The sequence below is a fragment of the Pedobacter hiemivivus genome (assembly GCF_004331685.1).
Lineage (GTDB): Bacteria > Bacteroidota > Bacteroidia > Sphingobacteriales > Sphingobacteriaceae > Pedobacter > Pedobacter hiemivivus.
Window position 1 is genome coordinate 1 of sequence record NZ_SJSM01000034.1, and the last position, 26,537, is coordinate 26,537.

23 protein-coding genes and 2 riboswitches are annotated in these 26,537 nt (G+C 38.2%); of the genes, 13 read left to right on the forward strand and 10 right to left on the reverse strand.

The annotated features are described in order from the left end of the window. The coding region (locus EZ444_RS25460; protein ID WP_165503623.1) for a transposase at positions 1-259 on the reverse strand (259 nt) is incomplete at its 3' end. 151 nt (positions 260-410) lie between these two features. On the opposite strand from EZ444_RS25460, the gene thrS reads away from it, so the two are divergent. The 4 genes from thrS (at position 411) to rplT (ending at position 3,562) form a co-directional block, all read left to right on the forward strand. Then, positions 411-2,336 carry a threonine--tRNA ligase gene (gene thrS, locus EZ444_RS25465; RefSeq protein ID WP_131612700.1) on the forward strand — a complete coding sequence of 642 codons (1,926 nt, stop codon included), beginning with the start codon at positions 411-413 and terminating at the stop codon, positions 2,334-2,336. A gap of 13 nt (positions 2,337-2,349) precedes the next feature. Beyond that, positions 2,350-2,919: a translation initiation factor IF-3 gene (gene infC / locus EZ444_RS25470; protein WP_084290180.1), complete on the forward strand. Its 570-nt coding sequence runs from the start codon at positions 2,350-2,352 to the stop codon at positions 2,917-2,919. Positions 2,920-2,943: 24 nt separating this feature from the next. Next, positions 2,944-3,144 (forward strand): 50S ribosomal protein L35, encoded by a 201-nt coding sequence (gene rpmI / locus EZ444_RS25475; RefSeq protein WP_084290179.1) that lies wholly within the window; start codon positions 2,944-2,946, stop codon positions 3,142-3,144. 73 nt (positions 3,145-3,217) lie between these two features. After that, positions 3,218-3,562 carry a 50S ribosomal protein L20 gene (gene rplT / locus EZ444_RS25480; protein ID WP_090783774.1) on the forward strand — a complete coding sequence of 115 codons (345 nt, stop codon included), beginning with the start codon at positions 3,218-3,220 and terminating at the stop codon, positions 3,560-3,562. A gap of 54 nt (positions 3,563-3,616) precedes the next feature. On the opposite strand, the gene bioD is transcribed toward rplT, so the two are convergent. From bioD to EZ444_RS25495, 3 genes are all read right to left on the reverse strand, one after another. Beyond that, on the reverse strand, positions 3,617-4,225 hold the full coding sequence (bioD, locus tag EZ444_RS25485) for a dethiobiotin synthase (RefSeq protein WP_131612702.1): 609 nt from the start codon (positions 4,223-4,225) through the stop codon (positions 3,617-3,619). After that, positions 4,218-5,348, reverse strand: a complete 1,131-nt coding sequence (locus EZ444_RS25490; RefSeq protein ID WP_131612704.1) for an aminotransferase class I/II-fold pyridoxal phosphate-dependent enzyme — start codon at positions 5,346-5,348, stop codon at positions 4,218-4,220. Before EZ444_RS25490 ends, bioD begins: the two co-directional genes overlap by 8 nt. Positions 5,349-5,451: 103 nt before the next feature. Next, the gene (locus EZ444_RS25495) at positions 5,452-6,228 is read right to left on the reverse strand and encodes an XRE family transcriptional regulator (RefSeq protein ID WP_131612706.1); all 777 of its coding nucleotides are present in this window, start codon (positions 6,226-6,228) and stop codon (positions 5,452-5,454) included. Between the two features lie 134 nt (positions 6,229-6,362). Here EZ444_RS25495 and EZ444_RS25500 point away from each other — a divergent pair, with 134 nt between their 5' ends. Next, the gene (locus EZ444_RS25500; RefSeq protein ID WP_131612708.1) at positions 6,363-6,713 is read left to right on the forward strand and encodes a GIY-YIG nuclease family protein; all 351 of its coding nucleotides are present in this window, start codon (positions 6,363-6,365) and stop codon (positions 6,711-6,713) included. A gap of 72 nt (positions 6,714-6,785) precedes the next feature. Here EZ444_RS25500 and EZ444_RS25505 read toward each other — a convergent pair whose 3' ends face one another. From EZ444_RS25505 to EZ444_RS25515, 3 genes are all read right to left on the reverse strand, one after another. Beyond that, positions 6,786-9,968, reverse strand: coding sequence for a basic secretory protein-like protein (locus EZ444_RS25505; protein WP_131612710.1), 3,183 nt, complete (start codon positions 9,966-9,968; stop codon positions 6,786-6,788). Further along, the gene (locus EZ444_RS25510) at positions 9,965-12,412 is read right to left on the reverse strand and encodes a penicillin-binding protein 1A (RefSeq protein WP_131612712.1); all 2,448 of its coding nucleotides are present in this window, start codon (positions 12,410-12,412) and stop codon (positions 9,965-9,967) included. Before EZ444_RS25510 ends, EZ444_RS25505 begins: the two co-directional genes overlap by 4 nt. Positions 12,413-12,505: 93 nt before the next feature. Continuing rightward, positions 12,506-12,940: a CBS domain-containing protein gene (locus EZ444_RS25515; protein WP_131612714.1), complete on the reverse strand. Its 435-nt coding sequence runs from the start codon at positions 12,938-12,940 to the stop codon at positions 12,506-12,508. 123 nt (positions 12,941-13,063) lie between these two features. Here EZ444_RS25515 and EZ444_RS25520 point away from each other — a divergent pair, with 123 nt between their 5' ends. Further along, on the forward strand, positions 13,064-13,948 hold the full coding sequence (locus EZ444_RS25520; RefSeq protein WP_225874851.1) for a polyphosphate kinase 2 family protein: 885 nt from the start codon (positions 13,064-13,066) through the stop codon (positions 13,946-13,948). A 14-nt stretch (positions 13,949-13,962) separates the two neighbouring features. On the opposite strand, the gene EZ444_RS25525 is transcribed toward EZ444_RS25520, so the two are convergent. After that, complete coding sequence (locus tag EZ444_RS25525) at positions 13,963-15,174, reverse strand: serine hydrolase (RefSeq protein ID WP_131612716.1); 1,212 nt, start codon at positions 15,172-15,174, stop codon at positions 13,963-13,965. Between the two features lie 70 nt (positions 15,175-15,244). After that, positions 15,245-15,451: riboswitch (cobalamin riboswitch) on the forward strand. Positions 15,452-15,561: 110 nt separating this feature from the next. On the opposite strand from EZ444_RS25525, the gene EZ444_RS25530 reads away from it, so the two are divergent. From EZ444_RS25530 to EZ444_RS25555, 6 genes are all read left to right on the forward strand, one after another. After that, complete coding sequence (locus EZ444_RS25530; protein ID WP_131612718.1) at positions 15,562-17,442, forward strand: TonB-dependent receptor plug domain-containing protein; 1,881 nt, start codon at positions 15,562-15,564, stop codon at positions 17,440-17,442. Positions 17,443-17,531: 89 nt separating this feature from the next. Next, a riboswitch (cobalamin riboswitch) is annotated at positions 17,532-17,740 on the forward strand. A 96-nt stretch (positions 17,741-17,836) separates the two neighbouring features. Further along, positions 17,837-19,897, forward strand: a complete 2,061-nt coding sequence (locus EZ444_RS25535) for a TonB-dependent receptor plug domain-containing protein (RefSeq protein WP_131612720.1) — start codon at positions 17,837-17,839, stop codon at positions 19,895-19,897. A 2-nt stretch (positions 19,898-19,899) separates the two neighbouring features. Further along, complete coding sequence (locus EZ444_RS25540; protein WP_131612722.1) at positions 19,900-21,042, forward strand: YncE family protein; 1,143 nt, start codon at positions 19,900-19,902, stop codon at positions 21,040-21,042. Positions 21,043-21,152: 110 nt separating this feature from the next. Next, on the forward strand, positions 21,153-22,256 hold the full coding sequence (locus EZ444_RS25545) for a cell surface protein (RefSeq protein ID WP_131612724.1): 1,104 nt from the start codon (positions 21,153-21,155) through the stop codon (positions 22,254-22,256). A gap of 65 nt (positions 22,257-22,321) precedes the next feature. Continuing rightward, on the forward strand, positions 22,322-23,422 hold the full coding sequence (locus EZ444_RS25550) for a DUF5074 domain-containing protein (protein ID WP_131612726.1): 1,101 nt from the start codon (positions 22,322-22,324) through the stop codon (positions 23,420-23,422). Positions 23,423-23,467: 45 nt separating this feature from the next. After that, a complete protein-coding gene (locus tag EZ444_RS25555; protein WP_225874852.1) occupies positions 23,468-24,037 on the forward strand; it encodes a DUF6580 family putative transport protein in 570 nt (189 codons plus the stop codon). On the opposite strand, the gene EZ444_RS27925 is transcribed toward EZ444_RS25555, so the two are convergent. Next, entirely contained in the window at positions 24,034-24,303 is a 270-nt protein-coding gene (locus tag EZ444_RS27925; protein WP_131612730.1) for a DUF1016 N-terminal domain-containing protein, read from the reverse strand. The genes EZ444_RS25555 and EZ444_RS27925 overlap by 4 nt on opposite strands. A 24-nt stretch (positions 24,304-24,327) precedes the next feature. Further along, positions 24,328-24,570, reverse strand: coding sequence for a hypothetical protein (locus EZ444_RS25565; protein ID WP_131612732.1), 243 nt, complete (start codon positions 24,568-24,570; stop codon positions 24,328-24,330). Positions 24,571-25,034: 464 nt separating this feature from the next. Here EZ444_RS25565 and EZ444_RS25570 point away from each other — a divergent pair, with 464 nt between their 5' ends. Continuing rightward, complete coding sequence (locus tag EZ444_RS25570) at positions 25,035-26,519, forward strand: TolC family protein (RefSeq protein WP_131612734.1); 1,485 nt, start codon at positions 25,035-25,037, stop codon at positions 26,517-26,519. The last annotated feature ends 18 nt before the right edge of the window (positions 26,520-26,537 follow it).

The window sequence follows — 26,537 nt, forward strand, 5'->3', positions numbered from 1 at the left end:
CGCTCATTCCTGCTTTTATAGCCCGGATGACCGACCGCTTTTCTCCGGCGGTATAACGCTTGTGCTTGGCTATGCCTGAACCATATTTGGCTATCCAATCAATGAGCGTACCGGGGCTCATACCATAATCATTTACCAGATCTCTGCGAGGAACGCCTTGTTCCGCCAGATCAACAATATGCGCTATTAAACGCTTATCAAAGCGCTGTTTATTATTCCTACGAGAGGAATAAAGAAATTCCGTTTCTTTTGTTTCCATACACTGTTTTTAGTGTATAGCTTTTTTAGGAATCGACATTCTGTATTTTTATATCCTTTAAATAAGTTTTTTCTTATCTTCGCGATATTAGAAATCACATTGTAGGTGATTCATATTTAATTTTTTATTAATTTTTAAATCATAGTTGTAGATGATTAATATTACACTCCCTGACGGTTCGAGCCGCCAGTATGAAAAGGGCACAACTGCCCATCAAATTGCTTTATCTATTTCAGAGGGTCTTGCCCGTAATGTTTTAGCTGCTGAAGTAAACGGCGAAATTTGGGATTCATCGAGGCCTATTGAGGCTGATGCTTCCGTAAAATTGCTAACCTGGAATGATCAGGTTGGTAAAGCTACTTTCTGGCATTCATCGGCACATATTATGGCCGAGGCATTAGAGGCTTTATATCCAGGAACAAAATTTGGTATTGGTCCGGCTATTGAAACCGGCTTTTATTATGATGTTGATTTTGGAGACAGAGAGTTCTCATCAGATGATTTTAAGGCTATTGAAGCTAAAATCATTGAATTGGCAAAACAGAAAGAAGTTTTTGAACGTAAAGCTGTTGCTAAGGCTGATGCCATCGCTTATTTTAAAGAAAAAGGCGATGAGTATAAACTAGACCTTTTAGAAGGTTTAGAAGATGGTAAGATCACTTTCTATACACAAGGCGAATTTACTGATCTTTGTCGCGGTCCACATATTCCTAATACTGGTTTTGTGAAAGCTGTAAAACTGATGAACGTTGCCGGTGCTTATTGGCGTGGTGACGAGACTAGAAAACAGTTGACACGTATATATGGGGTTACTTTCCCTAAAGCAAGTGAGCTAACTGAATATCTTCACATGATTGAAGAGGCTAAGAAAAGAGATCACCGTAAATTGGGTAAAGAATTGGAGCTGTTTGCTTTTTCTGAAAAAGTGGGCATGGGCTTGCCATTGTGGTTGCCAAAGGGCGCTGCTTTGCGTGAACGTTTGGTTCAGTTTTTAACTAAGGCACAAAGTAAGGCTGGTTATGAGCAGGTGGTTACACCGCATATCGGACATAAGAACTTATACATTACATCTGGCCATTATGAAAAGTATGGTAAGGATGCTTTTCAACCGATAAAAACACCACAGGAGGGAGAGGAGTTCTTTTTGAAACCAATGAATTGTCCGCATCACTGCGAAATTTATAAGGTTAAACCCCGCTCTTATAAAGATCTTCCTTTGCGTTTTGCTGAGTTTGGAACTGTTTATCGTTATGAACAAAGTGGTGAACTACATGGTTTAACTCGTGTTCGTGGCTTTACTCAGGATGATGCGCATTTATTTTGCAGACCAGATCAGGTAAAAGAAGAGTTTAAGAAGGTAATTGATTTGGTATTGTATGTATTTAAGTCTTTAGGATTTGATAACTACACTGCACAGGTTTCCTTAAGAGACCCTGAGAATAAAACTAAATACATTGGTAGCGATGAGAACTGGCATTTGGCTGAGACGGCTATTATAGAAGCTGCCGCTGAAAAAGGTTTACCTACAGTAGTAGAATATGGTGAAGCGGCTTTTTATGGTCCTAAGCTAGACTTTATGGTGAAGGATGCTTTGGGCAGAAAGTGGCAATTGGGAACAATACAGGTAGATTATAATTTGCCGGAACGTTTTGAATTGGAATATACTGGAAGCGATAATCAGAAGCACAGACCGGTGATGATCCATAGGGCTCCATTTGGTTCATTAGAGCGTTTTATTGCTGTTCTGATTGAGCATTGTGCTGGGAATTTCCCACTATGGCTTTCTCCAGAGCAGTTTATTATTCTTCCTATCTCTGAAAAGTATGAAGAATATGCAAAAAAAGTTTCAGATGAACTAAATAATTCCGATATTCGCGGGCTGATTGACTTCCGAGATGAGAAAATTGGAAGGAAAATCAGGGATGCAGAGGTTAAGAAAATCCCTTATATGTTGATTATTGGTGAGAAGGAAATGGCAGAAGGTAAGGTGTCAGTAAGGAAGCATGGAGAGGGAGATTTAGGTGAAATGACACTGCAAGAATTTAGTGAATTATTAATTAAAGAAATAACAGTTTAAACAATATACAAATTTGGCATTAGGCAGACCAGGATTTAACAGGGGACCACGTCCTCCTTTTAAGAAAAAAGAAGCAGAACATAATATTAATCAGCATATCAGAGCACAAGAGGTGCGATTGGCTGGAGATAATGTTGAACCGGGGATCTATCCTTTGGCAAAAGCTTTGGCCCTTGCCGACGAATTGGAATTGGATTTGGTAGAAATATCTCCAAATGCAGTACCTCCAGTTTGTAGGATCATTGATTACAGTAAGTTTGTTTACGAGCAGAAGAAAAAGCAGAAAGAGATTAAAGCAAACGCAAAGCAGACTGTAATTAAGGAGATCCGTTTTGGACCTAACACTAACGATCACGATTTTCAGTTTAAACTAAAGCACGCTGTTAGTTTCCTGGAGAATGGTGAGAAAGTTAGAGCTTATGTTCACTTTAAAGGTAGGGCGATTGTTTACAAGGAACAAGGAGAGATCTTGTTGTTGAAATTTGCTCAAGCCCTTGAAGATATAGGGAAGGTAGAGTTACTACCTAAATTAGAAGGTAAGCGTATGTTTTTAACGCTTGCACCTAAGGTTGTTAAGAAATAAATTACATTAATATAAACACAGGTTATGCCAAAAATGAAAACCAATTCCAGTGCTAAAAAGCGTTTTAAGCTTACTGGAACAGGTAAAATCGCAAGGAAGAATGCCTACAAAAGCCACATCTTAACTAAGATGTCGACTAAACGTAAGCGTAATTTAGGACACACTTCAATGGTGTCAGCAGCTGACACAGGCAACGTTAAACGTATGCTTGCAATCGGTAAATAATTAATTTTTAACCAGGTAACCGGTAGTAAGTTTGCTGTAATACGCAACGCCGTTTATCAAAAACAACAAAAACATGCCACGTTCGGTAAACGCAGTAGCTTCGAGAAGAAGAAGGAAAAAGGTCTTAAATTTAGCCAAAGGTTATTGGGGATCAAGAAGTAAGGTATTCACCGTAGCTAAAAATACGGTAGAAAAAGGTTTGCAATATGCTTACCGTGACCGTAAAGTTAAGAAAAGAGAATTCCGCGGATTGTGGATTCAGCGTATCAATGCTGGAGCACGTCAGCACGGTATATCTTACTCTCAATTAATTGGTAAATTAGCAACTAAAAATATCGGTTTAAACCGTAAAGTTTTAGCAGATTTAGCTATGAACCATCCAGAAGCTTTTAAAGCTGTAATTGATGCAGTAAAATAGATATAACTTATAAGTTGTAAAAAAAGGGGAGTCGATTGACTTCCCTTTTTTTATTTATAAGGTAATGCCTTGACCCGCTTTTTTAATACTTTCACTATCTACTACACTTAACTTCGGAATTCTTCCAAGCACTTTTACGTTACTATAATTTGTGATGTACTGTTCGCTTTCTTGATTTTCTGTACCATTGAAGATCAAACCTGCTACATCGATTTTATTTGCTTTAAGCACTTCTAGTGTAAGTAGGGTATGATTAATACTGCCCAGGTAGTTTTGAGATACAACAATCACTTTGGCTTGTAAACCTTTGATCAGGTCAAGTATCAGTTCTTCGTCGTTTAAAGGGACCATTAAGCCACCGGCGCCTTCAATGATCAGGTGGTTGTTGGTTTGTGGCTTTTTTATAGATGCTACCGTAATGTTAATGCCATCGAGTTTTGCCGACAAGTGTGGCGATAAGGGCTGACTAAGTCGATAACGCTCTGGATGGATGACGGTTTCGGGGCTAACGAGATGTTTAACAAATAGACTGTCGCTAATGTCCAGGTCGCCAGACTGCACAGGCTTCCAATAGTCTGCCTTTAGTTTTTCTGTGAGTACAGCACTGACAATCGTTTTGCCAATACCTGTTCCGATACCGGTAATAAAATATGTATTATTCATGTTTTAAGGTCTTTAATTCATTAACCAATTTTTTAATCTCCAGGTCGCTGTTAAATAGGTGAAGACAAATTCTTAGTCTTTCTTTTCCTTCGGCAACGGTAGGACTTAATATTGCTCTAACATCGATTCCTTTAATTTGTAAGCTTTGGGCCGCTGCTTTTGCTTCGCTGCTATTGTTAAATAAAACAGTTTGTATAGCACTTGTACTTTGAATAGTAGGGATATTTGAGTCTTTTAATAAATTAAGATATAGGGTTATTTTTGATTTGATCTTTGTAGTGTAATCTGTTTTGATCAGCATTTGGTATGCCGAATGGATGGCTGCGATGGCATGGATAGGGGCTGCAGTAGTGTACACAAAAGAACGGGCAAAGTTGATGAGGTATGTGCGCAGGTTTGTGCTTCCCAGGACTATGGCACCATGACAGCCAAGGGCTTTACCAAAAGTTACAATACGTGCAAAGACTTCATGTTCTAGTCCGAGCATTTGAACTAAGCCTACACCATGATCTCCGAATACACCAAGGGCATGGGCTTCATCCACAATCAGCTGTGCCTGGTACTGATGGCAAAGCTTGTTGATTTCTACCAATGGGGCAATATCACCATCCATAGAATATACGCTTTCTATAAGTACATAAATATTGCCTTTGGCTACTTTTAGTTTGGCTTCCAGCTCATTCAGGTCGTTATGTTTAAAGGTATAACGGTTGGCATGGCTAAGTCTGGCTCCATCTATCAGACTTGCATGTATCAACTCGTCGGCTATGACGGTATCGCCACGTTGTGCTAAGCTGGATATGAGGCCGACATTGGCATCATAACCGGAATTGAAGATTAGTCCCGCTTCTGCCTGATGAAAGTTTGCAATGGCTTGTTCAGTCTCTTCGGTGAAGTTATGGTTGCCACTAAGTAAACGGGAGCCGGTAGCACCGTTTTTATAATGTGGTATTTGACCTAGTGTGGTTGCAGTACGGATCTTTAATTCGGCTGACCTTGCAAAACCAAGGTAATCATTGGAAGAAAAATCTATGGGGAAGTTGGTAGAGGAGAGCGCTCTGAGTATGCCCTTGTCGGCTCTTTCCTGTAGCCTGCTTTGGATGAATTGCTCTGCTTTGTTCATGGTTTCAAAAATATACAAAGCAGATTAAAGTATACCTGTTGAATTGAATTTATTTTGCTTCGCAGCTAATCGTGGTCAGTTCAACAGGTAGTATAAGGTGTCTTTAGTTTTTGTTCAGTTGCGAGATAGATTTCTGCATCTGTGCCATCATGGTACTTAGCGTTTCTATGCTTGGTTCTGGTGTTGGATCAGGTAAAGCAGTTGAGATGTAAGCTTTGGCTTTCCATATTTCCAGAATGTCTTCAGCTGCGACAGTGTATGGATCGTAGATTCTATTGTCAGAGATCAGTTTAAGATCTTTGTTTTCTTTGAAGCGGTTACCAGCTCTTTTGTAAACCACACCTTCATTTTTACTGATTATGATATAGGTTTCTCCAGTTTTAACATCATTCCAGTTGTCCATATATTCTGCAACGATGATACTTCCCGGTTGTATAGGTAGCATAGAGTCACCTACAATTTCAAAAGCTCTAAAGGTTCCATGTTTTAAAAACGGAAGGGGAAGTTGAAATTTTGGTAAGTCTTTAATGTATTGTGGATCAGAAAATCCGTTCAAGTATCCGGCGCTAGCCTTTACAGGAACCATTTCTATATTCTCATTGTCGTCTTTGTCGACTGATATACTTAATATACGAAGATTTGATCCCTGGCTTTTTGGCTTGGGTTTCCAGTCTTCATTGATGCTTTCGTTAATAAACTCATCTATTGTTAGGTCAAAGTATTCTGCTATTTTTTTTAGCAAATCGTATTTTGGTTCAGCCCGGTCTTCTTCATAAGCACCAATAAGTGACCTTTTAATTCCCATAGCATCAGCGAATTGCTGCTGTGTATGGCCTTTTTTCTTTCTTAAGTACTTAAGGTTGGATGAAATATTTGACATAAAATAAAAAGTTAAAATAAGTTTGTTTTTACTAATATTGTTAGTATTATTGTACCAATAAAGTTAGTATTATTAATTCGAATATCCAATAGTTATGCTAACTAATTTAGTTAATCTTATTTAAGCTTAGTGTTATGAAAAATTTTGTGTACGTGATAACAGACAGAAACAGAACAAGTTTACATGTAGGAATGAGTTCTGATCTAATTAAAACATTAGATTTCTATAAACAAATGCCTTGTTTATTTTTTGACAGTGGACAGCAGTTGACGAGACTGGTTTACTTTGAAGAATTTAAAACAGAGGCTCAGGCACTAAGTCGTTTTAAACTGATCAGCAGATTCACCAGAACGCAGAAGGAGCGTTTGGTAAGGTCTTGTAATCCGGACTGGGTTGATCTAACTATTGGTTTGGATTTCGAACACATCACCTCCGGGAGAAAAATGATCAATCAGGTGAACCTGAATTTTAATATGCTTTCCTAGTTAACGCCCTATATCTACACAAAAAAGGCCGATCATGATTTATGATCGGCCTTAGAAAAGCTTTTGGTGTAATTACCATCCAGGTGCAAAGGTTAACCCAAATACACCTCCTGAAATGTCTTTACGTTGGAAAGGGAAGGCGTAATAAGGCTCCAGTACAAAAGCACCGAACATATTTACCCTAACTGATATACCTACACTCATCGCAGGAACGCGTTCATTCGTTTTCTGATAGATAGGGTTTCCATTAAGGTCAGTTAATATCTCGCCATTTACACCCGTCTTAGGATCATAATTATTTACCGGTTGATTTTTGAAAACAATTTTAGAGTCCTCATTCCATGCCAGACCGGCATCAAAGAAAACATTTAGATCGGTGAACAGGAATTTAGAAGGAATCGCGGCTAATTTTTTAGGACCGGTAAATGGAAGCCTTAGTTCTAAATTAAATACTGCAATTTTATTTCCAGACAGCTGATTGATATCAAAACCATTGGTGAAACCTGAACTGTTATTGTAAAGTGATGTGGCTTCATATCCTCTGATTAGATAAGGATATCCTATAAATAATGGATAAAGGTTTTCTCCTTCTTTACCGATTCTTAGGTAGTTGTAGCTTCTTGCTGCAATGGTAACTGGTTTTAAACGCCAGTATTTTCTTATATCCACAGTAACCGCAGAGAAGTTGTAGTCACCAAAATACTGTTCGACGCCCACTCTGTATCTAAAGCCATCTAAAGGAGCGGCGATTCCATTAATAGAATTGTCTCCAACAAAATTGGCGTTTAATTGAAAGATATTGAAACTTTTTAATTGTGCTCCAAATGGATTGGTCGCGGAGTCAATTGGAACTTTTCTTTTTTCTGAGGTGATGTAGTAACCAATTTGATCACCTACTCTTTCGTAATAATTGCTAATGCGGTCAACTCTATAGCTGTAACGGGAGAACGCACCTCCAACCTCAAAACGGTGTACTTTATTGAATGGATAGGCTGCAAATAGCTGGGCTTGATCTTCAAAAGTCCTGACAAGATCTGTTCTGTCATCAAATACATTCATGTTGTTTCCGTTTCTGTCTTTGATTGTAGTCTTAACAATGTCCCGGTAACCACTGATATAAGGAATATGCGATAAGGCAGCACCCCAACTAATTCTCTTTTGTTGATTGATATAACCTACTAATCCGCCGATGTCGTAAATCTCTCCGTTAACAGACAGATTGGCTATGATTTGGTTGCGGCCCAGGATATCGCTAAACATACCCACAATACCACCTTGAACGCCTGTCCCAAATCTGCTGGTAGACACACCTACACCACTATTGGCCAGGTAATCTAATTTGAATTTCGGGGTGTAAGGAATAAGGCGCATAGAGTCGGTAACGGTCCTTTCAAAACGCTCAAAGTTTTTAAGGTTTGAATTTACAATGTCTACGCCAGTGCTTTCCATTGGGGGTAGGATAGCAGCATCAAAATTTACAGCATTAGCATCCACTGTTTTTGCACGGAAAGCACTTGCAGGGGAGTTGTAAAGTGTGTAACGCTGATAGCGGTAATAGCTATAAACGATCTCGTCATTTCTGGATACGGAAATAGCTGGTGAGAATTCGGTAATGCCGCTGATTCCTGTAAAGTAGTCAGTAAGCTGTTTTACACTATTGTCGGCCAGCGTATATTCGTAAAGGTTTCTGAAGCCGTCTCTATTGGATAAGAAAAACAACCTTTTACTATCACCAGAGAACTGTGCATTCAGGTTATTGGCGCCTGGAAATACAGGGACATCGTTTAAGGATTTGCTTTCAACATCATAAATACTCAAGTTGATCGGATGAACAGCCTCATTGTTATTGCTTTTTATGGAAGCTCTGTCTGACGAGAATGCTATCTTTTTCCCGTCTTGTGAGTAAGCAGGGGCATAGTCGGAATATACATCATTGGTGATTTGTGTAACGACCTTCGTTTTAAGGTTGTATGAGAAGATGTCGCTTTGACCCTGGATCATTCCAGAGAAGGCAATATCATCACCGTTTGGAGACCAGGAAAGGTTTCCAAACTGAGCTACATCGCCCATTTGTGCACGTAAGGCAACGCTTCCGTTGTTTACATTGATGATCATCAGTTGGTTTTTACCTTTACTGAAAATACTAAAAGCGAACTGTTTACCATCTGGCGACCATGTACCAGCTGATTCTAAAAAGTTAAAATCGTCGATGTGGGAGTTGGAGACCTGACTGCTTAACTTTCGGAGCACTTTTCCTGTTTTAGCATCGGCGAGAAAGAGGTCGATACCAAAAAGGTCTTTTTCCGATAAGAAGGCGAGGTATTTACCATCTGGACTGATAGATGGGGCAACATTCATATTGCCTGCGTTTTTATTATCTATGATTTTTGTTCCAACGATTTTGATTTGAGAGCTATCAGTTTTAAGCATTGGGCGGTAATGGGCTTCAATAGCATTTTTCCATAAGCCTGATAATGCCCTATCGTCGTAACCAAAAGTATACCTTAATCCGTTTTCATAACCATATTTTACCGTTGCTTTAAATAAGGGAACGATAGTGGAGTCTCCATATACCGAACCTACAAAAGTCCAAAATGCCTGACCGTAACGGTAAGGGAAGTATTTATTGGAGTTGGTTAAGTCTTTTAACGAAGGAATATCTCTGTTTAATAAGGCATCGCGCATCCACATAGCTGTGAAGGCATCTGTTTTGCCTACTGATAAGTACTCCGCCATACCCTCAATCATCCATAAGGGGATCTGGCTAATGTTTTCCAGATTTACAGAGTCTTTTTCTAGTAGGAGATGATATTGGAAGGCGTGGACAAGCTCGTGGCCTAATACGTGCCTGGTTTGGTTATTGAGCTCCATAACCGGCATGATTACCCTGTTTTTAAAAGCTTCGGTAACCCCACCTGTTCCTATGCCTATTTCACCTTGAAGGGCGGTAGTCTGTTGAAAGTCGGGATGGTTATTGTATAGAATGATTGGATTTTTCTTTACAAAGGTATCCTTGAATATTTCCTGGTGCATCTTGTACCAGGTTTCTGCATCCTGAGCAAACTTTTCAATCAGTTTTTCATTCTTCAGGTAATAATAGATTTCGAAGTGAGGTGTTTGTAAAACTTTAAATTTCTCGTTGTTGTAACGCACCTTGTTTTGTCCGAAATATTGAGCCTGTAGCGCGGCAGAAGATGTTGTAAGGATAAACAATACGGCAATTAATCCTCTTAGGAAAGTATAGCTTTTGTTCATATTTCGTTATTTTTCTTTTTTTCTTTCTCTTCCTGACGTTGTTTTCTTCTTTGTTCCCTTTGTTCTTTTTTTGTTAGGGGAACTTCGGCGGCAGGTTGTTTAATAGGTTCCGGAGTTTTCTTTTCTTCTGTCTTTTGTATCACAGGTTCACTTGTAACTGGCTGTGATTCCATGGTTGGGACTACTTCAAAATCGGTAGAATCTACTGCCAGACTATCATTTTCAGTAGTGTCTCTCTCGTATCTAGGTGTTGGACAATTGATTTCTCTTGTGATTTTTACTTTTGCTTTAGGGAAAGGGCCCATCGTATATCCAGTACTTGGATCTTTGTATACTTTTTCCATGAACTTACCAAAAATAGGAAGTGCTGTTCTGGATCCTTCACCTGTTTCTCCGTTTTTAAAATGCGCTGTACGTTCATCACAACCTACCCAAATGCCAGTAACCAAATCTTTGGTAACGCCCATATACCAGGCATCTACGTAATCACTTGATGTACCTGTTTTTCCACCTATCTGGTTTCCTTTTTTCCAAAGATCCCATTCCCATAAGGCTTGAGAAGTTCCACCTGGTTCTTCCATACCCCCTCTAAGCATGTATAACATTAACCAGGACATTTCTTCAGTAAGGGTTCTTTTAGTTTTGGGTTTGAAATCCTCAATAACGTTATCATCTAAATCGGTTATCTTTTCTACAAGAATAGGATCAGTTTTTATACCATCGTTTAAGAAGGTGCCATAGGCTTTAACCATTTCAAACACGGTAACATCATTTGGGCCTAATCCAACTGATGGAACGGATTCTAAATGACTGTCGATACCGCATTCGTGTGCCCATTTTACCACATTATCCCATCCAACTTTTTCAGTAATCTGCGCAGTAACGGTATTTACAGAGCGTGCCATTGCATAACGGAGCGACATATCATTGTAGCTAAAGCTATAGCTGGCATTTTTAGGTTCCCAGTATTCTGTTTTTCCTTTCTCCTGGTAGGCTATTTTTACAGGCTTGTCTGTGATCTTGTCACATGGATTCATGCCGCTTTCCAATGCTGCCAGGTAGGCAAAAGGTTTAAAGATAGAGCCAGCTTGTCTTTTCGACTGATTTACGTGGTCGTACTTAAAATATTTATGGTCAAGACCACCCACCCAAACTTTTATTTTTCCATTAAAAGGGTCAAGGGTCATCATTCCTACGTTCAGAATCTTTCCGTAGTAACGGATGGAGTCCATTGTCGAAAACAGCGTGTCACGATCACCTTTCCAGGTAAAGATTTTCATCTTTTTCTTTTTGTTGAAATAAGCCGTTACGGAATCAGGATTATTTGGGAATTTCTTTTCCAGTATTTTAAAGATAGGAAGATTGCGCATGGCACGATCCGGGTAGTCTACTTTTTTTCCTTCCGAATCTTCCCATGGATCTTCATTGCCCCAAATACTATAAAACCTTCTTTGAAGGGTCTTCATCTGTTCATTCACCGCTTCTTCCGCGTATTGTTGAAGTTTTGAGTCAATGGTTGTATAGATTTTTAAACCATCTTCATATAGGTTGTAACCATTATCCTTACACCACTTTTCAAGGTATTTATCTACAGCAGCTCTTAAATACGAATCGCCATCGCTACCTTCATCTATTCGTCCTTCTTTAAGTTTTATTGGGGTGTTTTTATAGGCATTTAATTCGGCAGCAGATATGTAATTGTATTTATTCATCTGTGCCAAAGCAACATTACGACGTTCTAATGCTTTTTGAGGGTTTCTGATAGGGTTATAAGTGGTAGTCCCTTTTAGCATCCCTACCAATAAGGCCGATTCAGGTACATCCAGTTGGTTAGCTTCTTTATCGAAATAGACACGGGCAGCTGTTTTGATACCATATGCATTATTACCGAAGGAAACGGTATTTAAGTACATGGTAATGATCTCGTTTTTAGGATAATTGGATTCTAATTTTACTGCAGTGAGCCATTCTTTTAGTTTTGCAATAATGGTCCGGAGCACCGGCACATGGCTTAAAAAGCCTTGAGATTTATTGTATCTGGTTTGGTATAAATTTTTTGCCAGCTGTTGTGTAATGGTACTTGCCCCGCGCTTGTCGCCCGTTGCTGTAGAGAGTCCGCTGGAAAGCAGGGAACGGAAATCGATACCGATGTGGCTATAGAAACGAACATCTTCTGTTGCAATAAGTGCATTAATTACGCTAGGTGATATTTCTTTAAAACTTACTGGTGTGCGGTTCTCTTTGTAATAACGACCGATTAGCTTCCCATCTGAAGTGTACAATTCTGAGCCCACACGAAGGGTTGGCGTTTTGATGTCTTCATAAGATGGCGAGTAGCCAAATAACCATAAGAAGTTGAGCTGTAGCGCGCAAAAAAAGATGATGATACAAAAAAGGAATATGCTTGAATAACGGAGATACTTATTGCGAATTTCTTTAAACATGGACGTAAAGATCAAAAAAACGTAAAACAGTTTGTGTTAAATAGTGTTAAAAAGTAAGGTTGCAAATTAACGTAATTATTTGATCTTTCCCGTCTATCTGCCACCTGTAATGTAATGCTCCAAGTTTCCGATGATGAATTTCTGTTCATCGATGATATACTTCACTATGTCGCCAATAGAAACAATACCGGTTAGCTTATCATCGTCTATGACTGGTAGATGTCTGGTGAATTTGTTGGTCATTAACCACATACATTCTTCAATTGTTGTATTGGATGATACGATGACAGGATTTTCGGTCAAAATTTCTTTGACTAGGGTATCTTTAGACGATTTTCCTTTCAAAATAACCTTTCGGGCATAATCTCTTTCCGTCATCATTCCGACGAATTTTTCTTGTTCCATTACTAAAAGGGCCCCAATGTTTTTTTTAAACATTAGCTCTAGCGCCTCAAAAACAGTAGTGTCGGGACTTACAAAAATAACGGGAATGGTTTTCTCTTGTAAGACATTTCTAACTTTACCCATAATTGAACTCCTTTCTGTTTGCGGATTTATCCCAAAATCCGTTACTTGGTTATCATATTACCGTTTAAACAATTGAATCTTAGAATTGTTAGTCTATAAGTGTTATTATTTATGTTAAATTGTATGATGGAAAAAGAGATAGCAGAATATTTAGTTAGTCCAGGAAAGAAGGTTTTACTTAGCGATTATCCAACCCAATATAAAGGGCCTCAAGTGAAGGGAAATGCAGTATTGGAGCTGGCTGAGATTAAAGAGCAGTTGGATGAACTTCAGGAAAGGTTGTATGCTGCTGATTCTCATTCTGTCTTGATTCTTTTTCAGGCGATGGATGCTGCGGGGAAGGATAGTGCGATAGAGCATGTAATGTCGGGTTTAAATCCTCAGGGTTGCCAGGTATTTACTTTTAAAACGCCAACATCGGAAGAGTATGATCATGATTTTTTATGGCGTCATTACAAAGCTTTACCAGAAAAAGGACGAATAGGTATTCATAACCGGTCTCATTATGAAAATGTATTGGTGTGTAAAGTACATCCTGAATATGTGTTAAATGAAAAGATCCCTGGCTATAGTAATATTAAAAAAATAAATAAGGCTTTTTGGAACCGGAGGTACGAGAGTATTAGGAATTTTGAGCAGCATATTAGTGATAATGGAACTGTTATTGTGAAAATATTTTTACATGTTTCCAAAGAGGAGCAGCGTCAACGTTTCCTGGATAGAATTGATGATCCGGCTAAGAATTGGAAGTTTTCTTCTGCTGATATCGCCGAACGTGCTTTATGGGAAGATTATATGAAAGCCTATGAAGAGGCCTTAACGGAAACTTCTACGCAAGGGGCGCCTTGGTACGTCATCCCTGCTGATAAGAAATGGTATGCCAGGTTGGCTATAAGTAAGATTGTGCTAGATACGTTTAAAAAATTAGATCTCAAATATCCGGTGCTGCCAATAAATGAGATGCATAAGTTGGGCGAAATTAAGCAACAGTTACTCAACGAAAAGTAGGCTATAGATTACACTTATTTCGTGTGTTTTCTCTGCAGCTCGTAATCGTAGATTAGTTTTCCGATGTTCTTCATAAAAGGATAGCATACTGTAGTATACTCATACTTTCCATCGTTATAAATTCCATCATCATTGGATTGAATTACTGCTGTTAAAAAGAACTCTACTTTATGTTTGCTGTCTTTGAAATACGCGTTATCTATGATAAAGCCGTAAGAGTCGCCGTATTTATTAAATATTTTCAAATCAGGATTCAATACCGCATCTTTTTCTCGGCCATAGTATAGCATTTTGGAATAGGTCGGCCAAAATTCCTTAGGATCATAAGCTGGGTAATCACTTTCTGTTGGTAGTTTACTCATATAGACGTAGATGAGTTGGTAATCGGCAGGTGTTAAGTTAAAACGTTCTTTAGCAGGGAATGCTTCAGGATGGATTAACTTTTTCATCATCGCTTGTTGATCTGTGATGCTAAACGCATTCTTGTTGGAGAGGTTAAAAGGTTTGTTTACTAGTTTTTCGGCACTGTCAATGTATCCAATGCCCATAACTGTATTGGACAATTTTAAAGGATATTTTTTAGGGTCGTATTGTGGAGGCTGAGTGTACACCAACTGCTGACCATTGTAAAATCGGATCGGATTGGTGTGTTTTGCGGGCTCTCCAGAATCGCCGATAGCTAATCTATTCAGTATCCTGCTGTCGTGGTATCCATATTTTTTAAGTTTACTATTGATCTCTGCACGACCGATAAACTCAAATAAGCGATTAAAGGCATCATTGTCGCTGGTTAATAATATTTTTTTAATGTATTGTTCTATAGATGGTAGGCCATTTTTAGCGGTTGTATCAACCAATACCTTCGTTTGGCCCGATCTTGCACTATCTGTGATCATGGTACTGGCAGCGCTAAACCCTTTTATTTTAAGTTCGTTTATTTTCTCCAAGGCAAAGATTACTGCAGCAAGCTTTACTGTACTGGCCGGATAAAAATAACGATGATCATTTAAATTGTAGCTGTAGGATTTAAAGGTTGTTTTGTTTTTTAAGTCTCTGTTTACTTGAGTATATCTGACCTGTATTTGATTTTTTTGAGGATGATTTAAAACACTTGAAAATAGCTCTGGGTGTTGATTCATGAGCTTTTCGATCAGTACGGTGTCGGTTTTTTGTGCTGCAGAATGGAGGCTGATCATGAGCAGTAAAGCGAAAATTGTTTTGTTCATTGCCGTAGGTTAATACTGATAAATATAAGTAATAAAAAATATAGGTTTTGTTGGTGGATGGATAATTGATTACATTCGCCTCGCTTTTGGTTCTGGATAGTTGATCTATCTGGATTAAAAGGGAATACGGTGTAAATCCGTAACTGTCCCGCAGCTGTAAGCTCTATAACGGTGTTCAAATCGAAGCCACTTTTCAGATTCTGTTAAAAGAACGATGATTGGGAAGGCAGGATATCCGGGAGTAAGTCAGAAGACCTGCCATAAGTAATAATATTTCATAGCTTTCGGGGACTGAAGCTAGGGGTGAGTGCTTGTTTATTGTATTTCATTTCCTTGATCTATCTGTTTGCTGTGGGTAAAAAAGCTCACAAACAAAAACAAAATAAAATGAAGTTTAATAGTAAACTATTAATTGCAATGAGTGCTGGTATAATCCAGCTGGGCGTTACAGAAACATCACAAGCCCAGAAGGTCGTAAGTCTTGATAGCGTTGTTATCTCGGCCACAAAAAATGACCAGAAGCAATCACAGACCGGTAAGGTAGTTACCATTATTGGTCGTGACGTGTTAGATCGGAGCCAGGGTAAAAATTTGATGGAACTGCTAAATGAGCAGGCCGGAATCGTAGTAGGTGCCGCAACCGCAAATGCTGGTTTAAATAAAAGTTTATTTGTAAGGGGAGCTGCAAGCGCCCATGCAGTAGTGTTGATTGATGGTATCCTGGTAAATAATCCGGCCGGTTCAGGAAGCGCGCTCGATCTTCGGATGTTCTCTATTGATCAGGTTGATCATATTGAGATTTTAAAAGGCGGTCAGTCGACTATTTATGGCTCTGATGCAATAGCAGGTGTAATTAACATCGTAACAAAAAAAGGTAAAGATGCTGGAAATAGTGTTTATGGTGTAGCCAGTTACGGTACTTATAACACCTACAAAGGAACAATCGGGGTGAGTGCCAATGTGGATAGATTTTCCTACAACATTGCCTATACGCAAATCAAAACTGATGGTTTTTCGGAAGCTGCAGAACCGGTAGGGAATACAACCCCATTTGAAAAGGATGGCAACAAGACCGGGGCAGTTAATGCAAATTTCTCTTTGCAGGCCACTGATAATTTCAGTATTAGCCCGTTCCTTCGCTATTTTTACGGCCATTATGATTTTGATGCGACGTCATTTGTAGATGATCCAAACAATAATTCAAAGCTTAAGCACTTCAATGGTGGTGTTAGTTCAAGATATAACTTCGGAACAGGTAAAGTTACTTTCAATTACAGTTACGAAACTTCATCACTAGGTTCTGAAACTCAATATGGTGCAAGCCTCGGTGAAGGTAAATTGAGTCTGATTGATTTATTTTACAATCAAAAAGTAGGTAATAATATTGATGTTTTGGTGGGTTTAGATAATAGAGCTACCAACTCTAGATCGAATTCAGGTCCAAGCGTATCGACCAATCTATTTAGTACCTATGCATCGGTATTTGCACATGATTTAAGCATTTTTAACCTTGAGATAGGTGGACGTTACAATAAACATAAAGACTTTGGAGAAAATTATACTTACAATATTACCCCTTCGATTAACATTATAAAACAAGTTAAGTTATTCGGTACCATTTCAACATCATTTAAAACACCTACGCTTGCAAATTTATTCGGATTGTATGGCGCCAATTTGAATCTTAAACCGGAGCGTTCTAAAAACTACGAAGCAGGAGTTAATTTTAGTCTTGCTGACAATAAATACACTTTGCGAGTTGCAGGTTTTAAAAGAGATCTAACGGATGGTATTGTATTTACAAATTCAGGATATGTAAATCAGCCGTATCAAACGGCCAAAGGTTTGGAAGTAGAGCCATCGGTGAAATTTGGAACTTTTAACCTGAACGGATTTTACGCTTATGTAGAAGGTAAGGAATTTAATGATGTAGCGAGAGATGTTTCTAACCATCTAATGCGCAGGCCAAAACATGTTTTCGGTGTAAATGCGGGTGTTCAGGCTACAAAGCAGCTTTATGTAAGTTCTTCATTTAAGTATAATGGAAAGCGTACAGATGCTGATTATGCTGATTTTAACGCCGTTAAGGTTGTAGATCTTCCGGCTTACAAATTGCTAAACATCTATGGTGAGTATACTTTGGTTAAAAAACATGTTAAGTTATTTGCTGATTTCAAGAATGTTTTGGATGAGAAGTATACTGAGTATTATGGTTACAACAGTATGGGCTTTAACGTGAATGCTGGCGTAAGTTTTACGATTAAATAGCATATCGTTTATTTAATGATACGGCCCCTTTTGTGTAAAGCAAAAGGGGCTTTTTCGTTTTTAATATTTGCGGATAGTTTTATATTAAGTACCTTCGCAACGCTTTTGGTTCCCGATAGGAATTAACCTATCTGGATTAAAAGGGAATACGGTGTAATTCCGTAACTGTCCCGCAGCTGTAAGCTCCATAACGGTATTCAAATCGAAGCCACTTTTCTAAACCTTTAACAAGGGGATGATTGGGAAGGCAGAATATCCGGGAGTAAGTCAGAAGACCTGCCATTCGCTTTTATGATTTCATAGCTTTCGGGGATTGAAGCTAGGAGTGAGTGCTTATTTATTGTATTTCATTTCCTTAATCTAACTGTTTGCTGTGGGTAATACTCACAACAAAATGATAAGAAACAAACATGCCTTTAGGGGCGTAAATTGTGCTTTATTGACTTTTATGGCCATTTTTTTGGCTAACTTTTTTATGCCCGTAACTCTGCTGGCACAAAAGGTTGTTACCAAAGCTTTAAGGTCAGATTCGTTAAATAAAGTAAACCAGCTTAAAGAAGTACAGATCAGCAGGGTAAAGATTACGCGGCGACAAACTTCTTCTACACCTCTTCAAATACTTTCAGGAGCAGAGCTGGAACGTTTAAACAGTTTGTCTGTTGCTGATGCCGTTCGCTTTTTCTCAGGTGTACAGCTAAAGGATTATGGGGGTATTGGGGGCTTAAAGACCATCAACGTAAGGAGTATGGGGACCAATCATACCGCTGTATTTTATGATGGCGTACAATTGGGGAATGCCCAGAATGGACAAGTTGATCTCGGGAAATTTTCTTTGGATAACATCGAGGAAATAGAACTCTATAATGGCCAGAAGAGCACCATCTTTCAATCGGCCAAAGGTTTTGCTTCAGGGAGTTCCCTATATCTTAATGCAAAACAGCCTGTTTTTGAAAAAGGACAGTCTGATCATCTAACCGCAACACTTAAATCGGGTTCCTTTGGTTTAATTAACCCTTCAGTACGCTGGCAAAAGAAAGTAAACGATAAGGTTTACAGCTCAATAAGTGCAGAGTATAAAAATGCAAATGGGAGATATAAATTCCATGATACCAATGGTACATATGATACTACACTGGTTAGGAAAAATGGAGATATAGAGACCATGCGATTGGAGGGGGGCTTATACGGTAAGTTGGCCGATAGTAGTGTCTGGAGCGCTAAGCTTTATTTTTATAATGATGAGCAGGGCTTACCAGGTGCAATAGTTAACAATGTATATGACTTCAGTCAGCGCTTGTGGAACCGGAACTTTTTTGTTCAGGGTAACTATAAAAAAGAAGCGGGCCGGTATAATTTAATGGCATCAGTAAAATATGCGAATGATTATTCTAAATATCTGGATCCTAATATTGTTAAGGATGATGGCTTAACTAATAATATTTACAAGCAGCAGGAGTTTTATGCGACCTTGTCTAACCGATATAAAATCAGTCCCTTATGGGACGTTGTTTTATCTGCAGATTACCAGCGCAATACTTTGGATGCGAACTTGTACCGTTTCCCGTATCCTACCAGACAAACGGTTCTTGTTGCCCTGGCCACCGAAATTCATTTAAACCGGTTAAATATTCAGGCTAATTTATTGGGAACACTTGTAAATGACGAAGTAGAGCAATATTACTCTGCGGGTAATAAGCGCGAGCTTACGCCAACTGTAATGGCCTCCTGGCAGCCTTTTGGTTCAAAGGAGTTTCGCTTACGTGCGTTTTACAAGCACATATTCAGGATGCCTACTTTTAATGATCTGTATTATACTTTTATTGGCAGCACTTTTTTGAAGCCAGAATATACTAAGCAGTATGATGTGGGTTTTACTTACATCAAGCTATTTGAAAACAAGTGGCTAAGTCAGATCAGTATCCAATCTGATGCTTACTACAATAAGGTAAAGGATAAAATTGTTGCTGTTCCCGGGGCAAACCTGTTTAGATGGAGCATGCAGAATTTAGGTTTGGTTGAAATAAAAGGACTGGATGTGAATGCGCAATCTGTCTGGAAAATTGCCGATGGCTTAAACGCTAACCTAGGGCTTACCTATACTTATCAGCAGGCACTTAATGTAACCAATGTAACGTTGAACTATAGGAATCAAATTCCTTATACTCCGGTTCACAGTGGTTCTATAATAGGGGGGCTAGACTGGCGAAACCTGGGTCTGAACTACAGTTATATTTATACTGGAGAGCGGTATGACCAAAGTGCAAATATTGCTGCAAACTATGTACAGCCCTGGTATACCCATGATATCACATTTCATTACCGTAAATCTATTGGCGATAAAAATATCAAGTTCTCTGCCGAAGTAAATAACCTACTTGATCAGAATTACGCCGTGATTACCAATTTCCCAATGCCCGGCAGGTCATATCGTTTCACCTTATCTTATTCCTATTAATTATGAACAATAGAAAACTATATTTTTTAAACTCGGTTCTGCTTTGTGCTTTAATGCTTACAGCTTGCAGAAAGGATATAAATCCTGTGAAAGAGGAAATTGAAGCAATCATTCCTGATCCTTCAAGTGCGATAAAGGGCTTTTACCTGGTTAATGAAGGAAACATGAATATGAATAAGGCCTCATTGGATTACCTTGATATACATGCGGGCGTTTATAGAAAGAATGTTTATGGCACAGCCAATCCTGAAGTAGTAAAAGGATTGGGTGATGTTGGGAATGATATCTCTGTATATGGCTCAAAGCTATATGTAGTAGTTAATGTGTCCAATAAGGTAGAGGTGTTGGATGTTAAAACGGGTAAAAAAATCAAGCAGATTGATGTGCTTAATTGTCGTTATATCACCTTCAATAAGGGTAAAGCTTATGTAAGTGCTTATTTAGGTGAGGTTGGTGATCCTAAAGCGCCACAAGGGGTCGTGGTATGTATCGATACGACTACTTTGAACGAAGTAAAAAGGGTAGAGGTTGGTAGGCAACCAGAAGAAATGGCTATAGTTGGCGAAAAATTATACGTTGCCAACTCTGGTGGTTACAGTCCACCAAACTATGAAAGAACAGTTTCCGTCATAGATCTGAATACCTTTCAGGTGGTTAAAAATATTGATGTAGCTATTAATTTACATCGACTTAAAGCTGATCAGTACGGAGATTTATATGTGACTTCGAGAGGGGATTACTATGATACCCCTTCTAAACTTTTTGTGATTGATACCAAGACTGAGACTGTCAAAAAGACCTTTGATATTGGCGTAAGTAATTTGGCTATAGATAATGATCTGGCTTACTTCTATAGTACAGAGTTTAGTTATTTGACTGGTAATAATACGATTAGTTATGGTATCCTAAATGTAAAAGACGAGGTGCTAACGAACCAAAAGTTTATAACTGATGGGACAGATAAAAATATCATGATTCCGTATGGAATTGCCGTTAACCCGATTAGTAAGGATGTATATGTAACCGATGCCAAAGATTACGTTTCGCCTGGCAGGTTGTACTGTTTTGATAAAAATACCGGAAAAAGGAAGTGGTCTGTCGAAACCGGAGATATTCCTGCTCATATCGCTTTTGTTTACAAGTAAGATCACCCGTTGCCATCATGGGACTCCAAATACAATTGTCATCGCCTGAATCAATTAAATCATTAAATAATTAACCAATAAATAAATAAATAAATAAATAAATAAATCAAATGAAAATTAAAAATTATCTTCTCCTGGCATGTTTAGTCATTAGCCTGCTATCAGCCTGTAAAAAAGACGAGGCTATACCGGCTCTATCCATTCAGATGGGTGTTGCTGACAAAGAGATTACTGGTAAGTTAAGTGAAAAGCTATCCTTTTCTGCGAGTAGCACAAATGAGGTTGTTTACCAACAGGAATGGAAGTTAGATGGCGAAGTAAAAAGCACTGGAGGTGTGTATGAGTTTACGCCTTTAAAATCTGGCATTTACCTGATCGAATACACTGCTTTTAATAACTCGGATACATTTACTTTTTTATACACCATTAAAGTAGAGGCTCCAACTAAGCCTGTTACTCCTGAGAGCTCCATGTATGTAACTAAGTTATTCGAATACAATCCTGCACCTGGACAATTTATCAATAAAGCACCTGGAAATTTAGTAAGTGCTGAAGGTATCCTTGGAAAAAAAGGGATGGTTACATTAGGTGCATGGGGCGGTTATATCGTATTGGGATTTGATCATACTGTGTTGAATGTCGATAAGGATGATATTGTTGTGTACGGTAATCCAATGGGAAACTTTGCTGAACCAGGAATTATATGGGTAATGCAGGATGAAAATAACAATGGAAAGCCTGATGATACCTGGTATGAAGTGGCAGGAAGTGACTTTGGTAAAGCCGGCTATAAAAGGAATTACTCAGTTACCTATACCAGGCCTACACCAGATACTGCTCCAATTCCATGGAAAGATAGCGATGGTAATACAGGTTTTGTCGCTACAAACACTTTTCACAAGCAGAGTTATTTTCCACTATGGGTAACTGGAAGTGAATATACATTAACGGGTTCTATATTGCCATCTACGGGTATTGATATGACTAACCCTAGCTACATCACAAGTGCTCCATTTGCATGGGGATATGCTGATAATACTGTTGGTGGAGATAAGGTTGATATCAGCAATGCTGTAGATAAGAATGGTAAAAAAGTATCATTAACGGGTGTTGATTTTATTAAAATTCAAACAGGTATCCAAGCTAATATGGGATGGTTAGGTGAGCTGTCTACAGAAGTACTTGGTGTAGCTGATCTTAGTTTGTTGAAGTAATAGCAATTCTTTCTTACCAGAATAAAGCGCTCTTAAAACACAAATTCGAAATTATTTGACAAAAAATGAAAATTAAAAATTTAAAAAATGCAGTGTTTGCATTAATGATTACAAGTGCTTTAGTTGCCTGTAAAAAAGACAATAATATTGTTAAAGAAGAGTTGCCTGCTCCTGGTAAATATGAAAACGGTTTTTTTGTAATTAATGAAGGTTGGTTTGGTCATGGAACAGGTTCTGTAAGCTTTTTTGATTATGAATCAGGAAGTTTAAAGGACAGTGTATTTCAAAAGGAGAATCCAAATAGTCAAGGATTTATGCCTACAAGTTCTACAGTACAGTTTGCTGCGGAGTTTAACCATAATTTGTATGTGGTAAGTAAAGCTAGAGGGCCTGTTGTTATAGCAGATGCCAAGACCCTTAAAGAGGTTGGCCGTATTCCGGGGTCAACTGATTACGAATGGCGTGCTTTTGTAGGTTTAGACGAAAATAGAGGGTTGTTGAGTGCTAGTGATGGTGTTTATATGATTAATCTTAAAACTTATAAACCTGCTTTTAAACTATTGGGTGCTACAGGACAGACTGGGGATATGCTAAAAGCTGGTAAATATATTTATGTGCTTAATCAGTCGGCTGGTGCGATTATTTATAATGCTGAAGATCTTACTGTAGTTAAGAAAATAGCAGGAGTTACTTTAGGATTTGCGCAAACACCTAACCAAAAAGTATGGTATACCAAAACAAAATACTTGTACAGCTCCAATCCGCAAACCTTAGAGACCGATAGTGTTGAATTACCATTTACTCCTCCAACAACATGGTCTATCTGGTTTTCTTCTCCAATTATAGCATCTACCAAGGATAATACTGTGTTTTTATTGAAATCACCGAGCTATGGTGGAGGTAAAGAGTTGTATAAATATACGGAAGGCAACAAAACGACTTTAGAAAAGCCATTCATTACTACGCCGGATAAACAATCCTTTTATAAAAGGAATTTAGGCTATAATCCGCAAACCAATCAAATTGTTACGAGTACTGTGCAGGATGGTTATGGTGTAAATTACGCGGTCAATAATATCTATTTTCATGATGCTGGGACAGGACAACTGGTTAAACAGATTCCTTATAGCGGTTATTATTTCCCTGCAATGTTTGTATTCCATTAAAATTCCATATAAATAATATAACTTTGTGTTATAAATTAAATGAACATGTCTGGATCTAAATTTAATCCAAGTGCAGTAATTCTATTGTCAATAGTTGTACTTGTTAGCATTTTCCGCGTAGCGGCACCTTACTCTGACAATTTTAAAGATATTGCTAATTTTTCGGCAGTAGGAGCTATTGCCTTGTTTGGCGGTGCATACTTTAATAGTTCTGCCAAGGCATTTGGTTTCCCTTTATTGGTACTATTGATCAGCGATATTTTTATTGCCCAAACATCTGGATTTGGTTTCTTTTACCCGGGATGGTACTGGACATATATCGCTTTTATCGCAATGGTTTTTGCTAGTAAGTTATTGCTTAATAAAGTAAATGTTCAGAATTTAGTATTGTCAACAATCGTAATAGTGCTAATCCACTGGATTGTTTCTGATATTAGTGCAATGTATGTACCTGGATTGTATCCACCTACATTGGCTGGTTTTGGTGCATGTTTAATAGCTGCAATTCCTTTCGAATTGAAGTTTTTATATGGTACCGTGATTTATGGAACGGTGATGTTCGGTGTAATGGCTACGTATCCTAGCTTGAGTTTTAAAAAGAGTGTAAAAGCTTAAATTGATATAACAAATTTTAGTTTAAAAAGGCAGCCCAAAAAGGCTGCCTTTTTTCTTTTAGAGGCCTTATCTTGCCTTTTAGATAGTTGAGATTTCATTTGGAACGCCAATAGATCCCTACTCCAATTATTTCCTATTGTTTCTAGTATATAAAAATAAGCTTCCTCTATGCTATTTGATTTGCTGAAGATTAATATATTATGCCCCCATTGTATTTGGACAACAGGATGTTGAATAGTTTCATCCCTGATATTATGGAAACTCAAATTCTTGAACTAAAAAAAGAGTAACTACAAAGATTCAATTTGCTCAATAGTGAGTCCAGTAGTCTCAGAGATTAAATTAAAGGCAGCATTTGCGGCTTTTAATTTAAGAGCCATTTCTTTACGTTCCTCTTCTCTCACGTTCTCCATCGCGCTAAAGTAATCACGCTCTATTTTTAATCCTTGATTGTATTCGCACATTTCTTCTCGCGTTAAATTGTCCATTTCAGCAAGCTCAAATACTTTTTCGTATTCTGTGTTGCCTACCAAAGATAGCGGTATTTCAGATAATTCCTCATTTAAGAAGTATGATCTGTTATTGCTGTTTCTTTATTTCATTGGCTATATATTTATGTAATTGGTTTTTGAATTAAATCGATTGCAAGATTATTAGAATAATTTAAACACACGATATTTTCAATAAAATTATTTATGTTTTTTTACAAGAAATATTGTAATTAATTGCGATGTTTTTGAGTGGTCTCTTGTAAAGAACTAACCCAATCACATTTATAGCCAAAGAGCAGGTTTCCTCACACCTTGTTCACACCAAACCCACAAACAGGTACCTTTTCGTGAAAGGATTGTGTCTAATGTGTGAATCATGTGAGGACTTGCCTACCGGGACGGTATAGTTGTAGGTAGGATCGGTACCAGTGCTGAATAAAAAACCTTTCGTTGCTTTTATTGTTATTTCAATGTTAGTATTGCTCAGCATCTTTTTATAGCTCCGTATGATTAAAATTTTCCCTATTAATCTTAAAGTAAAAAAACGAGGTAATCCTTTTACTTACTTATTATTTTGCTGCTTACCCTTCTTTTGTTTGAATTTGAATGCGCAATCAACAAGTTTGCAGGATTGTTTCAATTTGGCTGTTCAGCATAACATGACCATCAGACAAGCCCGGTCTGCTTTGTTATCTGGTCAGTATAATTTGCAGGCTGAGAAAAAGAGCTACTTACCTAAAGTTGATTTACTATCCAGTTACACCTATTTGAGTAGTCCACTTACGATCAATCTGCAGACCGTTAAAGATGGTCTTGTTAGTGGATCATCGGCACAAAGTGTAAATGCGGCAAATGAGGTGTTTAGGGAGATTACAGGCAACAACCTTTCTCAGGCTGCTCAGGATAGAATTTTGAATACTTCAAAGAATATTATTGGCGCTATCTATCCTGATTATAATCCTGAATTGAGTAAGCAATCCTATTTTGTTGCGGGCTTAGGGGTAAGGCAGCCCATTTTTTTAGGCAATAAGCTTGATGCGGCTACTAATCTGGCCCAGTCTTTAGTAAACACGGCAAGTATCAATGTAAATCTGGTAAGCAAGGAAGTTGATTTTTTAATTTCTCTGCAATACATGCGTATTTTATATCTGAATACGCTTTTAAACAACCAGCAGCTTATCGTTAGTGCCTTAGAAAAGAATAAGAACTATGCAGAAGAGCTGGTTAAGAATCAAATATTACCTCCTTATCAAAAGAGTTGGACCAGTGTAGTGCTGATGCAAGCAAACGCAAGGTTTAATAGTATCAAATTAGATAAACAAAATGCCCATGTTGAGCTGAATAAGCTGCTTGGAGTTGGTTTGGACTCTAATGTGGTGATTACAGATACTTTAAAATATGTAACGGTTGATCCGGTTTTGCCCCAGGGAGATTTTTGGACTGATAACCCAATTTATCAGCTTGCCGGAAGTAAAATTTCGTATGCTAAAACTGCAGAAAAGATCAGTAAATCATTTGCGCTCCCTAATGTTTTTGCTATCGGTAATTACAATTTATATCAGCGAGATCTGCCGGTAACGATACCCGATTGGTTTGTTGGTGTGGAGTTACAGTGGAGCTTGTTTAACGGGCAAACCCGCAAGCGTACATTGGCTGCAAGGCAATTGGTAGATGAGGCGAAATTGGGTGAAGAGAATGCTGCACAGACACTGCAGGTGTTATCGAAGGTTTCGAGGAATAAAATGATTTCTCTTCAGAATGAGGTAATGGTACTGGACAATGCCAGGAAAGAGGCACATACGACCACGAGCTTAATCACTAAACGGATGGAGAATCAGCTTTCATCTCCAAAGGATGTAAATGATGCGGTGTTGATAGAGGAAGAAATAGATAAGGCCTATCAGGCAGCAGTTTTGGGCTATTACCTGGCACTCGCAGAATATTTTAACAGTCTGGGAAATCCTAAACAAATCTCTCAATTTATTAAGTAAAAGGATGTGAAGATGCAG